Below are 14,582 nucleotides of genomic sequence, written 5' to 3'. Positions count from 1 at the left end.
GAGTTGTTTATAGTTTTACGTTACCTGAGGCAACTTTAGAAGCTAAAATAAGTGCATTGTATGCATTTACTATTTTTCCAGATTTTGATAAGGTATTAAATTTTGTAGAACCACTATTTCCGGGCTTTACAACACTTGTAGCAGGAGAAAGTCCAGATTGTAAAATAATCTTCTTTACCTGCGATGCGCTTAATTTTGGATATTGAGAACGGATTAATGCAGCTACTCCAGCAACACCTGGAGCTGCCATAGAAGTTCCACTATTAAAATCGTACTTATTACCTGGTACAGTAGAATATACCTCACTTCCTGGAGCAAATACATCTACATTTATATTACCATAATTAGAGAAAGAAGAAACCATCTCTGAACCATATGTATTGGTTAATGCACCAACAGTTATTACATTATCTGCTATTTCTGCGCCATTTGCTATTTGGTCGTTAGGGAAATTAGCATTTGCAACATCATCTAAAAAAGCCCCATCATTACCAGCTGCATGCACAAATAATACATCTTTAGAAGCCGCATATTTAATAGCATCATAAACCCATTCTGCTTTTGGAGAGAAAGATTTACCAAAACTTCCATTAATTATTTTAGCACCATTATCTACAGCATAACGAATACCTAAGGCAATATCTTTATCATATTCATCGCCATTTGGGACGGCTCTAATACTCATTAAAGCGACATTGTTGGCAACGCCATCTACTCCTTTTCCATTACCGCGTTCTGCGGCTATAATACCAGCAACATGTGTTCCATGGCTTTCATCATCGTATCTATTTTGTGGGTTGCCATCACCATAATTGGTATCTGTAATATCATATGGGTCATCACCAACTACTTTACGACCATTAAAATCTTTATTTAAGTTATAGTTCAACTGTTCGGCATAGTAATTAACTCCTTCTTGTAGACCCTCTAATACTTCTGCAACACTTTCTCCAAAAGAAAATACTTGCATCATAATCCCTACATTTTGTTGCATAGCTTGGTCTGTAGGTTTTAGCGCTGCAACTTCTTCTTTAGTATAGATTTTTTTTCCTAAAGCCTGTTGCACTCCTTTGTCTGCATTAGTAACAAATTGTAAATTTTGTTCTATTTGTTGCTTCCCTTTTAAAGCCTCATTATATTTTTTTTCAAATTTTGTATTCGCTTCATACTGGGTAGTAGCATCTCCTAAACCTAAACGTACAATCCGAGCCATTTCTAACTGCTCATTATACGAGTCGCCTAAAAAATTATATCCATGAATATCATCTACATACCCATTTTTATCATCATCTTTATTATTTCCTGAAATTTCTTTTTTATTGGTCCAAAGCACATTTTTTAAATCTTCGTGCTCTAAATCCATTCCAGAATCGATAACGGCTACAATAACTTTTTTCCCTTTCTTATCCTTAATAATTTCTGAATAGGCCGTTTGTACAGACATTCCCGGAACGGTATCTTTAGTAAGGTCTAAATGCCCCCAATTTTGCTTTTGCGTATCAGATAAGGCTGTTACTTTTAAAGGAACAGTATCTATATTTTCTACTGGAGTAGAAATTAAAGCACTAGTAGCTCCGCAACCTGCTAATAGTAATGAACTAAAGGTTAAACCTAAAACTGGTTTTATCATATTAAATGTCATAGTAATTATTATTTAAATAATGCTAAACGCATAAAAGTACAAATTTCTATATGGATTAGTTAAAAATCTCATCAAAAGTATAGGTGGCTTTTAAACGAACTCCTTTCTCTGTTTCTTGGAGGGTGCAAATTTCATTGTGGGCATCATGTTCTAGAAATAAATAATAATTGTTTTGCGCTGCTTTTATTAAAAACTGCTCTTTTTCTGCTAGGGTAAGCAAGGGTCTTGTATCATAACCCATTACATAGGGTAATGGAATATGACCAACGGTGGGTAATAAATCTGCCATAAAAACAAGTGTTTTCTCTTGGTATTGTATGTGCGGAATCATCTGTTTGTCTGTATGCCCATCTGCAAATAAAATATTAAAGTTCAGTGCTGAATTTTCCAAAAAATGAGAGCCTTCGGCTCTTGTTATAAATTTTAGTTGTCCGCTTGCCTCCATAGGCAATAAATTTTCTTTTAAGAAAGATGCTTTTTCTCTCTTATTGGGCTTAATTGCCCATTGCCAATGTTCTTTATTGGTCCAAAAATGTGCATTTTTAAAAGCAGGCTCATAACCCGTTCGGTTTTTATTCCATTGTATGCTTCCTCCACAATGATCAAAATGCAAATGCGTCATAAAAACATCTGTAATATCATCCTTATGAAAACCATATTTTGCTAAGGATTTTTCTATAGAATGATCTCCCCACATATCATAATATCCAAAAAACTTATCAGACTGTTTGTTACCCATACCCGTATCTATAAGTATTAGCTTGTTGCCATCTTCTATTAGAAGACTCCGAGCTGCCAAATCTATTCTATTTTGTGCATCTGCAGGGTTGGTTTTATGCCAAAGTGCTTTGGGGACTACCCCAAACATAGCACCACCATCTAGTTTAAAATTACCAGTTTCAATGGGGTATAATTTCATTATAAATTCTACTTTAAGTGCAATGTAAGAAATATGAGATAGATTTATTACAGTTGAAATGAAATTTAAAGAGTAATTTAACGCAAGATTTATTCAATCATTGAAATATAAATATGCTAAAGTAGTTTATAGGATATAAATTAATTTTTAAATGCTATGTTAAAAAAGAAGCTTCGATTTTTTGTAATGAGTTACTTGTTATTTTTAGGAATAAGTATTTTCTCATGTGCAAATGAATGTGACGGTTTTCATGGAAACGGTAGTGTTCCTATTGTAAGTAATGTGACTGCTGATACTTTTAACTATAGCATTCCTACAGAAGATTTTGTTGCTATTGAATTAGATGAAATTTTAGCGGATACCACAACATATGATCGTTTTGCAATACAAATTGAAACCACATTTGAAAGTTTTGAACTAGCGCACCAACATTATTTCTCAGGATTTTTACAAGGGGCTTATGCATGTGACCTTCCTATTCCAGCTGAAACTAGAGATAGAATTACTAGTTTGGAAATTAAAAGTGATATTCCTTTTACAGAAAATGTAGCTATAGATGCTAATTTAGCTTCATTTTTTGACGTTATTGCGTATACCGATTTTACTTCGAGAAGATACATACGGGAGGACTTACAATCATTTTTAGAAAGTAAACCAAGGGTTCCTTATCGTATGATTTTGGTTTTAAAAGATGCACAAGAAAGTTCAAAAGAGGTTTCTTTTGATATAAAAATAAACTTTGATTCTCCTGATATCAAGGAAGTTGAATTTATGACCAATAGTGTTGAATTAACCAGAGCTTAATTTCAACTAAGAAAATGAATATTACAGGCTTTTGTATCCTTGGTTAAGTAAAGTTTTTATCTTGTTCTGATTCCAATTCCTGCCCACTTTTCAATATTGTTTTTGGCTTTTTCAAAGTAATTTTTAAAATCATTTTCAAATTTCGATTGGGTTAACTCACCAAGTTTATTGGCATATTTTAAACAATCTTGAAATAGTTTTAATTCCTCTTTAAGTGCTGGCTCAAAATTATTCCATTCTTGATATTGTTTGTCAAATTGTGCATCCCAAGCCCTAAAGATTAGGTTATATTGATGATTTTCATCATCCTCATCATAGTTCTCTTCATGATCTATATCCAAGGGTTTTCTCCCTCCAAAAGTTGGAATAGGTGAGCGAAGTGCTGTACAATTTATGGTCTCTTTTTCACTCAGTTCCAAAATAATTAGCCCAGGTTCCCATTCAATAACCCAATACAACTTCTTATTAAATAAGATATAGCTCCATTTTGCGAGGGTATGCAATATAGCTGAGAAACCTTCTATATATTCTATTTTAGTTATGGGTTTTAAGTTGGGTAAAATATAGTCTTTAAAATATTTGCTATCCAACTTAGAAACTTGAGCTGTTAATGGATTCTTACCTTCATCCCAAATAATATATTTCATTTCTATTTGCTCTTTTTAATATTGTCTAATGCGCTGGGTGTATGTTCTGTAAGACACAGCTTGCCAAGCATAGGGTTGATGCAACTTATTAATTGGGCCACTTAGTAAACCTTATATTTTCCCGTTCAATGATTTTAATCTATCTAATGAGTCAAATTCTGCAACAATGATTTTGTCATTTTTTAATCCTTCAATTTTACTTTTTGAAATGGACAAATTAAACTCTCTATCGATCAAATAATTTTTAAAAGCGTTCTTATGATTAAGTTCAATACCACTAATTAATTGAGGGAAACAGCTCATTATTTTTTCAAACTTGCTTTTATCTATTTCAGGAATCTTATCATCCTGAATTGTTACAACAAGTGTTCCTTGTCCATAATTAGCACAATAGTAACTATTTGAATTAAATAAACCACAAGCCATCATTCCAATTTTATGTTCAAATCCATTATCAACATTGAAATGCCCTTCGATTAATTCTTTTATATTTTTCTTTTCTCCAATTTCTTTAAGCTGTTTTGATTGTATTAATAAGTTTTCAGGTATTCCACTTTGTGTATTTGCCCAACCCCACATCCATGAATTAGTGTTAAAAGCAAGTGAGCCAATTATTTGTATTGGAAATTCTAGCGTTCCAAACATAATTTTCCCTTTTTGCATATCAAGTTCCCAAGCATTTGAGCCAATAACATCTCCAAAAATCATTTGTTTCTCAAAAGAAAGTCCAGCATTTTGCTCAATTAATTCTTGAAGAGTATTATAATTTTGCTTTTCTGTTTTGATAAATTTTGAGTTATCAACTTTAGTTTTTGACGCTGTTTTTCCTATACCAAAGATGTTCTTAAATATTCCCATTGTTTTTTTAATATTTGCTTAGGTTCTGGGTATGTCTTCTACAAGGCATCCTACTGATTAATAGTATGGACAACTTCTAGAATATATTCCCTATTTGTAGTTATCTAATGTATTGACAAAAGCTAACAAGTACAAAAATACTTATAGTAAAGTTGTGGAATACCCAACCCGCCTAGAGAGAATGCGTATTGCAGAAATCTCCAAAAAGCGGCTTTTTAGGCACTTCATTTTTTTTTGCCACGGAGCAATGGCCTTTAGGTCATTACCCTCAACCATAGTCTGTCTCAAAGCTAAATCCATACCATTGCGACTTTATAAATATAAACAAGCCGTTAGATTTAACTGTGGCCTTTTTGAATAATGTTTCAAATTTAATGAAGAAAAAGGTTGTTTTTACCTCAGTTCTTTGTTGCCGGTAGTCTTTTATTCTGCTATATATATTTCAAATTCCGATTTTTCTACTTTCTCAATTATAGTTGGTTTTTCCGCTTTTAATTTTCCACTTTCAGTTACGGAAACATTTTTAGTATTCTTTTTTTCAATAAAATATTCAAAAGTATTAGTTCTGTAGTTGTATTTGGACCAAGCAAATGTTCCTTTTCTATTTTCTTTTTGATAATAATCTGTTTCAGATTTTGCACTTAAAAGTCCATATTTGATTACTTTTTTAAAATGCCCATTTCTTGGTTCAGGTTTCCACCAATACGTAGTATATTTTTCAGATTGTGTTTTGTCTTTTTTCCAATCAGTTTCTAATTTTGGTATTCCAAGTTTTTCGCGTTCAATATTAAATTCAAATCCATGATTCGTATTTAAAGGGATAAAAAATTCTGAAATTATAATCCCTAAAAAAATACCAAAATAAACTTTATTCTTTTTCCAAATTTTTTTGGATAACTCACTTATTGTAGCCTGTCGATTTTTATTCCAGTTCCAAATTAAGAAAATTGGCATTGAAATTAGAAAAATAATTAATATTCCAAAAAAAAAGTAATGTCCGCTCATTTTTTAATTATTCATAACCATTTTTAGTAGCTATATTATTTTCTTTTTAAATCAGTTATCAATAATGGATTTTCTTTTTTTAATCTGTTCAACAAAACCCTAGTTTCGGATGTCTTAGGGTTCTGTTTCAATTGATTGTATTCTTCCGTTGTAATTCCTACCATCTGTAAAAACTGAACATTCCCATTGGGTGTCTTAATTGTTCCCAATTCAGGGTCTTTAATAAAAGTGATTGCAGTAATATCAGTTTTTGTGTTTAATCTAATAGGCCCGTTTGCAGGAATAAAATGGTATTCTTCAAACCATTTTTTGCTATTGAAAACATATTTAGCAAGATTTTGCATTAAAGAAATCACCCATTTAGGTTCTTTAGTATCTTCCTCAAATGGGATTAGTCTAAATGTAAATTCAAATCCCCATCCACTATACTCTTCTTCACAGTTTTCCAAATCATAATATAAGTTAGACATACCATAAGATAAAAAATGATAATGGTCATTCTGGTTTTTACTTTCATAAATACTAACTCCATCTAAAGGGTCTTCGCCACCGAGCATATATTTTATAGCAGTTCCATAATGTTTAGGTTCTTGGTTTGGATACAATTTCTCAGTCAATTTATCCATACTTAACCAACCAACAGCCTCGTCTTCTTTAAATTTACTTTTATATTCTTTTTTAGTCATTTTTTTATTATAACTGCCAACACATATATAGTTAATGTATTTGATCTCTAAATTACACAATTTCAGAAAAACAAAACAAAGACAGCGGTTACTGATAGCTATCGTATTGTACATTTTTTATATCACAACTATTTTTTGAGTAATAGTATTCTAAAAGATAGGAAATCTTAGGGCAAAATCTGCACCCGATATAAGGAATCAAACCACAGGTAGAGGTTATTAACTATTCAATAAAAGCCAAAGCATCAGGTACTTTGCCAGTACCAATAGTACTTACAATTTTAAAAGTTTTCATATCTATAACTTCAATTTTACGGGCATTGGAATTGGCAATAAAAGCATATAAACCGTTAGGATGCATCAGTATATTTACAGGGCGTGGGGTGTGGTACAAAACTCTTTCTAGCCATTTATTTCTACCAGGAATGTGTATCGTCTTTATTTGCTCTTTAGCATAGCGGTCATACACAGAAATACTGCCATCGCTAGCATTGGATACCAAACCATAATGCCCATCTATAGAAAACTTTATTTTTAAAGGTTCGTTCCCCGTAGGTAAAGTATCTAAAACTTCGTTTGTTACGGTATTGATAACAGTAATTGTATTTCCTTTTTTATTGGTTGCCCAAACTTCTGAACCGTCTGGTGTAATAGCAATACTCTCCGTTGTTAAGCCACAGGGAATAATTTTTATGACTTTATTGGTTGTAAGGTTAATAACACTGACTGAGTTAGATTGCATATTGGTTACATAGGCTTTTGGCTTATTAGGATGTAGCACCACCAAATGACTTTTCTGCTGTTGGGTATGCACTTGCTTTTCAATACAATCTGTTTCTATATTAAATATGGATAAATTATTACTCACATAATCTACTAGTCCAATTTTATGAGGTTCAACCAAAGTAACCAAACCATTTACATGTATACCTCCTTTGATTTCTACTGTTTTTGATATTTTATTGGTTTTTGTATTGATGACTTTAATAATATTTCCCTTATTATTTGTATTCCCAAAATTGGTAATTATAATACTATTGGCATCCTTTGTAGCAATAACTTCATGCGATTGCATGTCTGTAGAAATCTCTGCTATTTCTTTTCCACTGTATAAATCAATAACTTGTATATCTCTACTTAGCTTGTTCACAATATACAGCGTTCCTGTGGTATGTATGGTGTAAGAAGGTAATCTAACAATACATATGGTTATGAGAAACACTATAAATAGTGGTGCTACTATTAACAAAGCATATTTTATTTGTTTTTTAAGCATGTTGTAAACCATTACTGAAAGAAGATTAAGCCGTATTAGCCGTTAAATATGGCTTGTTTTATGCTGTAAATTCCAAAAAATAGCTTTCCAAAAAGCCGCTAGGTGTTTAAATTGTCTTTTAAAGAGAAATGTTATGGTATTCTTAGGAATCGTTATCAATACTTGAAAAAAGAGGCTCACTAATAAGTGTACATGATTAAAATTTCTTCTCGCAAAAACGATTCTATTACGAGCAATATAATAGGTTTTTAAAGGGCTAAATTTTCCTGTAGAAAGAGATTCTTTGTGCAGAATATAGGATTTAGGTTGGTAATAAATTTTAAAGCCAGCCCGTTTTATCATCTCAGCCCAATCGTGCTCTTCGTAGTATAAAAAGTAAATCTCTGTCATCATTCCTACTTTTTCTACTATAGCTTTAGGAATCATCATAGCGGCACCATGTATGGATGCGGTTTCTCCTTCTTGATCAAAGCTTCCATCATCTTTTTGATGGTAACCAATACTATTGTTTCGTATCGTCCAATGGTTCATTGGTGTATAGCCAGCATATTGAATTAATGTAGCATCCCAATGAAATTTTATTTTAGGACTCACCATCCCTATGGAAGCATCGTTTTCTAAGGTTTTAACTAATGGCTCCATAAAACCAGAAGGCACAATAGTATCGTTATTTATAAAAAGCAAATAATCTCCTTTAGCCACTTTAACGCCTAGATTATTACCCCCAGCAAAGCCCAAATTTTTATCACTTTTTATTAATGTAATAGTTGGATATGTTTCTTTAATGATATCTGGTTTATTTGTAGGAGAGGCATTATCTACTATAATAACTTCATAATTGGTATAGCTTAGATTTTGGAGTGATTGTAACATATCCATTGTTACGCTTGCATCGTTATAATTTATTGAAATAATAGAAACTAGGGGTTGAATAGCACTCATGGTTATAGCTTAAGATTGATTTTGTTCTATTTCTTTTTTTCTTTTTTCCATAATTTGTTGGTCCATTTTAGGGGCTAAAAACATAAAAACCATTCCTGTATACATCAAAATACAAGTAGGGAATTGCCCAAACACTCCATTACCATAGGATGCTGCCATAATACCAAACATTCCGCAGACCAAGGCTGCAATCTGGCCTTTAAGCCAATCGTCTTTTAATTTAAACATTACATTATATGCGCCCGTAATCAAAATAAAAAAGAGAATAAACAGATGCAGGTAAAGCCCAACAACACCGGTATCTGCCCAAATAGCTACAAACCAGCTATCTGTAGCGGTATTGGCTAAAAAAGTATCTGGTGTAAAGCGTTGCCCCCAATTTCCGGTAGAACCTATTCCCCCACCAAAGGGGCGCGAATCTAAATAGTTTGATAGTTTTCTTTGATTGGCTAAACGAACTTGTAATGAAGGATCGTTAGGATCAAAAGCGGTTCGCATTCGTCTTATTTGGGCATTATTGTTTAAAATTGTGGTATGCGCAAAAAATACATATACCCCAATACCCATAACAGCGCCCAAGATTAAAATAGGAATATTTTTACGTAGTATAAGGAACATAATTCCTCCTGCTGCTGGCACAGCAATTGCACCTCTGGTTCCAGAGATTAACATTCCATACAGCCCGCTTATTGCAACAATAATGCAGAAAATTCTAAATTTTTTACTCTTTGCAAACAAAGCCAATACTCCAAATACAACACCCGCATGTCCTTGAGAAGCACCAAACTGCCCTGCATCCGAATAAAATGAAAATATACGCAGTTTTCCAAAAAGTACATGTGTTATTGCACCGCCGTTATCTAGCCATTTTTGCTCAAAAGGATCTACTCCAAAAAATAATTGTTGACAGCCTTTTAGGGTACCCAAAAAAGATAAAACGCCCCAAATAATTAAGAAAAATTTTAAATCTTTTTGTTTATTGAATAATATAAAAAGTAAGGGTACAATGAGCCATTGATAAAGAGCAATACCGCGCATGGCATAAAACCAGGCTTCAAAACTAACTGCTTCTGGGTTTACAGATTGGAACAAAGCATAACCAAACCAAATGGTAGCTATAAGGGTGAGCTGCGATTTTGCTCTATTCCAAGGGATCTTTATTTTAAATGCTTTAAAAAATAGTGCTAAGTACATTAAAAACAGTATCCCATCTATTAACAACCCCCAAGGGGCAGACACATATCTGCCAAGACCTAAAATAGTAAAGTTTAATACTAATATGGTAAAGATTCCTAGTTTTGGTTTTGCCATTAGTATGCCTATGTATAAAAAGGCAATCGGTAAAACTATAATTGCAATTCCTGCAATTAAGCCCATGGTTGCAGTTAAATGCCCACAAGCGAAAAGAACAGAAAATAAAAGCAATAAAGGCAATGGCCTTTTTAGTATTTCTGTTCCATATACCTTATCAAACGTATTAATCATTTTAGATAGGTATTTAAATTCCTAAAAAAATAAAGCCCTTCGGGAAGTATATACTTTCCTTGTATTTGTATTTCTTTTTTTAAAAAATAAAAGCCCAAGAAAATACCTAATAGGGTAAATAAAACAGTACCTACAGCTACAAGTACTAAGCTCTGAAATACTAAAACTGCAATTAGATCTATGACGATATTTGCCGTAGTCATAAAGAGTACTTTGTATAGATTAAGATGAGGTTTATTAATACTATCTAACAAAACACCCGTAAACCTATCTAAGGGAAGCAATAGGCTGTATACTGTAAATACTCTAAATACTAGGGTTAACAAGCTCATTGAATCTTGATATACCGCTCCTCCTAAAAAAAGAATCAGCTGTTCTGCAAAAATAAAACAGCATAATGCAATAGGAACAAACAACAAGGTAATGGCACCAGTATAACTATAAAAAACTTTTCTTAATCCGCTAAAGTCTCCATTTTTACATAATGCAGACATTCTTGGGTAAGCCGTCATGGTAAAACTCCGTAGTGGAATACCTAATAAATCGGTTAGTTTTAAGGGAATGGCATACATGGCTATTCCTGCAGAACCTAAAACAGGACTCAGCCCAATAATTAGGGTATCTGCACTTTTTAAAAGGCTAGAACCTATTAAGGTCCCCATAGAAAACTTACCAAAATGGATCAGTTCTTTTTCTGTACTTCTATCTGCAAATTTTACATATCCCAGACCGTCCCAATTCTTAAAGGTACACCAGCAGCTAGAAATTAGATTCACTGCTAAAAAAACCCAAAGAATTGGGATTAATCCTAATTTTAAATACCACCAGTTTACAAATAAGAAAAGGACAAAAATGCCTATATTAGAAAGTTTTACATACATCAATCGCATAAAATTTTGCTCTGCCTGAAAAAGAGCCGAAGCATTGTTCCATCCTAAATTAAAAACAGCCAAAACCGGATACCAAGTAACAAATAACAGATACCCATTAGGGAGTTTTATTTCTAATACGCTTACAATCCATAAAATAAAATAGCAAACCAGTATTATAGGCAGTAGTAGCCTTAGATTAATTAGATAACTAGAGCCAAGTAATCTTTTGTATTCTTCTTTTTTTACGCCAGCCAAAAGCCTAACGACAGAGGTTCTGGTTAGTCCAAACCGTAATAAATCTAAAAAAGTAGCTAGTGTTACAAATAAAACCCAATCCCCAAACAATTCTTTTGGTAGCTGCCTCGTCAGTAACATAAAACTTACTAGACCCAAAAAAGCAGTAATTATATTGGTTGCCAATGAAGACACATTTTTTTCGCGCGCTATATTTTGGATTTTTTTTAGCATTAAGAGATCCTTTTTGTATTGAACAATTTAAACTGAACAAGCTGTTTTATCCATCTTCTTATTTTACTTCTTTTCTTAGGAAGGTCCCCAATTACAGTCTCCATTTCTTGGACTTTTACCCCATTAAGAATAATTGTTGGTTCTGGGCCTGTTGTTGCCTCATTAAATAGTTTCAATGCATTTTGATCGGCATCACTCCAAGTTCTATTGGAACGGGTAATTAAAAAGGTATAATCCATATTTGCTGCAAGTTTTACAGGAAATGGATTTTTTATAATTCCAGGAATCTCTAACACCACAAAGTCAAACTTAGAGAAATCCTTTACATGATTATCTACATCAAACTCCTGTATTGTAGCTACTTTGTAGAGTTGGTCACTTAACGGATAATGTAGTTTTTGATAACATCGTGTCTCTAATCCTAAATCTGCTGCATCATAGGTTATGTGCAAGGTTTTATATCCTAGCTCACATAATTTAGATAATAAATATTGGCAAATAAATGTTTTTCCTTCCCCTTCTTGTGTAGAGAAAAACATATTGACTATAGGTTCTTTGCTATCTGATTTTTTAAACTGATTTAAAAGAATATTTCTAGAAATAGCATTAACGGCTTTATTTCTTAAATAATTATAATCTATTTGCCCAGAATTTTCACTAATTACTGGGAATATAGAAGATACTTTAAGGTCTATTTTAGCAGATGCTCTATCAGCAGTTTTTATATTTCCATCTAAAAATTCTAAAATTAAAATTGTAAAAACAACAATTAAAAACCCCATTAAGCCTGCTACAATTATTAAAAGCATTCGTTTGCTTGGGTTTGCATTTATGGGATAAAAAGGACTTTCTATAAGTTTTAAATTAGATTTAAGTTCCATGTTTTGTTGTTTAAGCTTCGCTAAACCTAAACTATGAAGTAAACTTAGGTACTCCCGCTCGGCAATATCTATTTTACGTTCTAACCTTTTCATTGTTGCTCCTAATGGAGAAAACACGCGATATAATTTTTCGAACTCCAGCCTTTTTTGATCCATAACTTTTAACTGTGCCTTGGTCCCTTCATACAATATGGTATTTTCTAACCAATCTGCGAGAATACTTGTGGTACCTAAAGATTTTTCATCATAGTCTGATATATACAACTGATCTACCTTATCCTTAAGCTTTACCTTAAGTATTTCAGTTTGTTTTGCTAGGTTAACTGATTCTTTTGCATTTTGAACTCTTTTTACGGAATCGGCTTCTATGCCTAAGCTTTTCATGGAAATTTCAAAATTTATCCGTGCTAATTCGTTTCTAAGTTCCATAATACCCTCACTAGACAAACGTTTTAACTCGTGTGTCTCTAACTTAGTGACTAAAGTTTCTAAGACTGCCTTTGCAGCAAAATGCTTTATATGTACTTTTTGGTACTCTAGCTCAAAATGTTCTTTTTCTGAGGCAAGGTGTTTTGTTTGCTCATAGTAATTAATAATGTTATGCGTTTTATTAAAATTTAGAAGCTCTTCTTCTGCAGATCTAAGTTGCACTATAGCTGCTTTTAATTGCTTTTGAAAATAGCTAACTACTGCATCAGACTGGTTTGCTTTTATATCTGCGTTTAGCTTTACAAAAACATCTGTTAAAATGAGTAGTGTACTTTGAGATATTCCGGGATCTTCGGACTCAAATTCGATATCAATAAAATCACTACTTAGTACTCTTTTTACATTTATCTTCTTAATTATTTCCTCTATACTATAGTCTGGGTGTTTAAAATTTAGAAGTTCGTAGGCAAAATTACTATGATTGGATTCTTTTAACTTTAATAAGTTATTGTACGTTTCTTCCGTATTTCCTTTTACTACTATTTTCTTAACTGCATCAGGAACTATTTCTAAGAGTTTGGTATACTTCTCTTTAGATATTATTTTAAGATCTAGGCTATCCATTGCTACATGCTGCGCAAAGAGTTTTAGCCCTACAATTTCTACAGTACTTCTTGCTCTTATAAGGTTTAAAAGATTATCATAAGCGGTATTAGTAGCTCTATAGTCTATTTTGGTATTGTCTAGTTCTATGGTAGAGCCAGACGCTATACCTGTATATAGTCTAGCCTTTGAAACATAAACTTTTGGCTGATCTTGTGTTAAGAAAAAAACTAAAGAAGCTAAAATAATAGGTGCTGCAATAAGCAAAATAAGATGCTTTAACAGTAAGCGGACAAAAAAAAGGAGATTAAACTTCATAATTAAAATTTAATTTTTATGCCAACCGTTCCTTCTAAAGACTTTAGGGCAATTAAAAATTCTGATCGTTGTGATTCATAAGCACTAATAGCTTTGTTTAGCATTTGCTGTAATCTTGTATATTCGGTAACATCTATAATACCATTTGTAAAATCTTTTTCTGCTCTAACAGATTGTACTTTATAGGTCTCTAAAATAGAATTGGAAATAAAAAGCAATCGGTGTGCTTTAATTAGTTCGTTATACTGCCTTACAATAAGTTGTTCTAGTTCCCAAATGGCATACTCTTTTTGATATTTAGATTTGTCTGCTTCTGCACGTGCGTTTTTAATTTTTCTATTTCTATTAAAAATCCTATCTAGAGGAATTTTTATGGAAGCTCCAATAGTATAGAGACTTTGCTCGGTACTAAATAAGACTTGCCCAGCAGTTAAATCACCTGCCAATTGCTGGTTCCTTAAATTATCATAAATACCGTATCCATATCTTGCCTCCAAATTAATATGATTAAGCCACTCTCTTTTTTCTAATTCTACATTACCATCCCAATATTCATAATCGGCATCAAAGAATTTTAACCGTGGAGAGTTTAATTTTGCTTTTTCTATTAAACTATCTAAAGGTGGGAGTAGTTTAGAAATATCATTCTCTTCCAGACCCTTGTTTACAAAATCGTTTATAGATTGTGAGGTTCCTGTTTTAAAGGAAATGAGAAGAATAAAAAGTAGTAAAAGCTTATTTTTCATA

Annotated in this window: 13 protein-coding genes; 1 reads left to right on the top strand and 12 read right to left on the bottom strand. The window is 32.5% G+C overall.

Annotation, left to right across the window (positions count from 1 at the left end; all coding sequences use genetic code 11):
* Positions 1 to 7: 7 nt before the first annotated feature.
* Both ACZ451_RS05270 and ACZ451_RS05265 read right to left on the bottom strand, forming a co-directional pair.
* A complete protein-coding gene (locus ACZ451_RS05270) occupies positions 8 to 1,642 on the bottom strand; it encodes a S8 family peptidase (RefSeq protein WP_464216053.1) in 1,635 nt (544 codons plus the stop codon).
* 55 nt (positions 1,643 to 1,697) lie between these two features.
* Entirely contained in the window at positions 1,698 to 2,561 is an 864-nt protein-coding gene (locus tag ACZ451_RS05265; RefSeq protein ID WP_464216052.1) for an MBL fold metallo-hydrolase, read from the bottom strand.
* 156 nt (positions 2,562 to 2,717) lie between these two features.
* Between ACZ451_RS05265 and ACZ451_RS05260 the strand changes: the two genes are divergently transcribed.
* Complete coding sequence (locus tag ACZ451_RS05260; protein ID WP_464216051.1) at positions 2,718 to 3,365, top strand: hypothetical protein; 648 nt, start codon at positions 2,718 to 2,720, stop codon at positions 3,363 to 3,365.
* A gap of 56 nt (positions 3,366 to 3,421) precedes the next feature.
* On the opposite strand, the gene ACZ451_RS05255 is transcribed toward ACZ451_RS05260, so the two are convergent.
* The 10 genes from ACZ451_RS05255 to ACZ451_RS05210 all read right to left on the bottom strand — a co-directional run bounded on the left by ACZ451_RS05255 (position 3,422) and on the right by ACZ451_RS05210 (position 14,581).
* Positions 3,422 to 4,012, bottom strand: coding sequence for a hypothetical protein (locus tag ACZ451_RS05255; RefSeq protein WP_464216050.1), 591 nt, complete (start codon positions 4,010 to 4,012; stop codon positions 3,422 to 3,424).
* Positions 4,013 to 4,123: 111 nt separating this feature from the next.
* Entirely contained in the window at positions 4,124 to 4,870 is a 747-nt protein-coding gene (locus ACZ451_RS05250; RefSeq protein ID WP_464216049.1) for a DUF6882 domain-containing protein, read from the bottom strand.
* A 423-nt stretch (positions 4,871 to 5,293) separates the two neighbouring features.
* Positions 5,294 to 5,875: a hypothetical protein gene (locus ACZ451_RS05245; protein ID WP_464216047.1), complete on the bottom strand. Its 582-nt coding sequence runs from the start codon at positions 5,873 to 5,875 to the stop codon at positions 5,294 to 5,296.
* A gap of 35 nt (positions 5,876 to 5,910) precedes the next feature.
* A complete protein-coding gene (locus ACZ451_RS05240; RefSeq protein ID WP_464216046.1) occupies positions 5,911 to 6,561 on the bottom strand; it encodes a suppressor of fused domain protein in 651 nt (216 codons plus the stop codon).
* Positions 6,562 to 6,784: 223 nt separating this feature from the next.
* The gene (locus ACZ451_RS05235; protein ID WP_464216045.1) at positions 6,785 to 7,837 is read right to left on the bottom strand and encodes a YncE family protein; all 1,053 of its coding nucleotides are present in this window, start codon (positions 7,835 to 7,837) and stop codon (positions 6,785 to 6,787) included.
* A gap of 42 nt (positions 7,838 to 7,879) precedes the next feature.
* Entirely contained in the window at positions 7,880 to 8,779 is a 900-nt protein-coding gene (locus tag ACZ451_RS05230; RefSeq protein ID WP_464216044.1) for a glycosyltransferase family 2 protein, read from the bottom strand.
* Between the two features lie 9 nt (positions 8,780 to 8,788).
* A complete protein-coding gene (locus tag ACZ451_RS05225) occupies positions 8,789 to 10,264 on the bottom strand; it encodes an O-antigen ligase family protein (protein ID WP_464216043.1) in 1,476 nt (491 codons plus the stop codon).
* Positions 10,261 to 11,604 (bottom strand): oligosaccharide flippase family protein, encoded by a 1,344-nt coding sequence (locus tag ACZ451_RS05220; RefSeq protein WP_464216042.1) that lies wholly within the window; start codon positions 11,602 to 11,604, stop codon positions 10,261 to 10,263. Before ACZ451_RS05220 ends, ACZ451_RS05225 begins: the two co-directional genes overlap by 4 nt.
* Positions 11,604 to 13,835: a GumC family protein gene (locus ACZ451_RS05215; protein WP_464216041.1), complete on the bottom strand. Its 2,232-nt coding sequence runs from the start codon at positions 13,833 to 13,835 to the stop codon at positions 11,604 to 11,606. Before ACZ451_RS05215 ends, ACZ451_RS05220 begins: the two co-directional genes overlap by 1 nt.
* A gap of 2 nt (positions 13,836 to 13,837) precedes the next feature.
* Positions 13,838 to 14,581 carry a TolC family protein gene (locus tag ACZ451_RS05210; protein WP_464216040.1) on the bottom strand — a complete coding sequence of 248 codons (744 nt, stop codon included), beginning with the start codon at positions 14,579 to 14,581 and terminating at the stop codon, positions 13,838 to 13,840.
* Position 14,582: the final 1 nt, after the last annotated feature.

The sequence above is a fragment of the Allocellulophaga tsushimaensis genome (genome assembly GCF_055383085.1).
This window is presented reverse-complemented; position numbering and strand designations above follow the sequence as displayed.

Coding starts and splice junctions, on each gene's coding strand:
- ACZ451_RS05235 (WP_464216045.1), bottom strand. CDS start 7,837: ATGCTTAAAAAACAAATAAAATATGCTTTGTTAATAGTAGCACCACTA.
- ACZ451_RS05255 (WP_464216050.1), bottom strand. CDS start 4,012: ATGAAATATATTATTTGGGATGAAGGTAAGAATCCATTAACAGCTCAA.
- ACZ451_RS05210 (WP_464216040.1), bottom strand. CDS start 14,581: ATGAAAAATAAGCTTTTACTACTTTTTATTCTTCTCATTTCCTTTAAA.
- ACZ451_RS05245 (WP_464216047.1), bottom strand. CDS start 5,875: ATGAGCGGACATTACTTTTTTTTTGGAATATTAATTATTTTTCTAATT.
- ACZ451_RS05225 (WP_464216043.1), bottom strand. CDS start 10,264: ATGATTAATACGTTTGATAAGGTATATGGAACAGAAATACTAAAAAGG.
- ACZ451_RS05260 (WP_464216051.1), top strand. CDS start 2,718: ATGTTAAAAAAGAAGCTTCGATTTTTTGTAATGAGTTACTTGTTATTT.
- ACZ451_RS05265 (WP_464216052.1), bottom strand. CDS start 2,561: ATGAAATTATACCCCATTGAAACTGGTAATTTTAAACTAGATGGTGGT.
- ACZ451_RS05250 (WP_464216049.1), bottom strand. CDS start 4,870: ATGGGAATATTTAAGAACATCTTTGGTATAGGAAAAACAGCGTCAAAA.
- ACZ451_RS05270 (WP_464216053.1), bottom strand. CDS start 1,642: ATGACATTTAATATGATAAAACCAGTTTTAGGTTTAACCTTTAGTTCA.
- ACZ451_RS05240 (WP_464216046.1), bottom strand. CDS start 6,561: ATGACTAAAAAAGAATATAAAAGTAAATTTAAAGAAGACGAGGCTGTT.
- ACZ451_RS05220 (WP_464216042.1), bottom strand. CDS start 11,604: ATGCTAAAAAAAATCCAAAATATAGCGCGCGAAAAAAATGTGTCTTCA.
- ACZ451_RS05230 (WP_464216044.1), bottom strand. CDS start 8,779: ATGAGTGCTATTCAACCCCTAGTTTCTATTATTTCAATAAATTATAAC.
- ACZ451_RS05215 (WP_464216041.1), bottom strand. CDS start 13,835: ATGAAGTTTAATCTCCTTTTTTTTGTCCGCTTACTGTTAAAGCATCTT.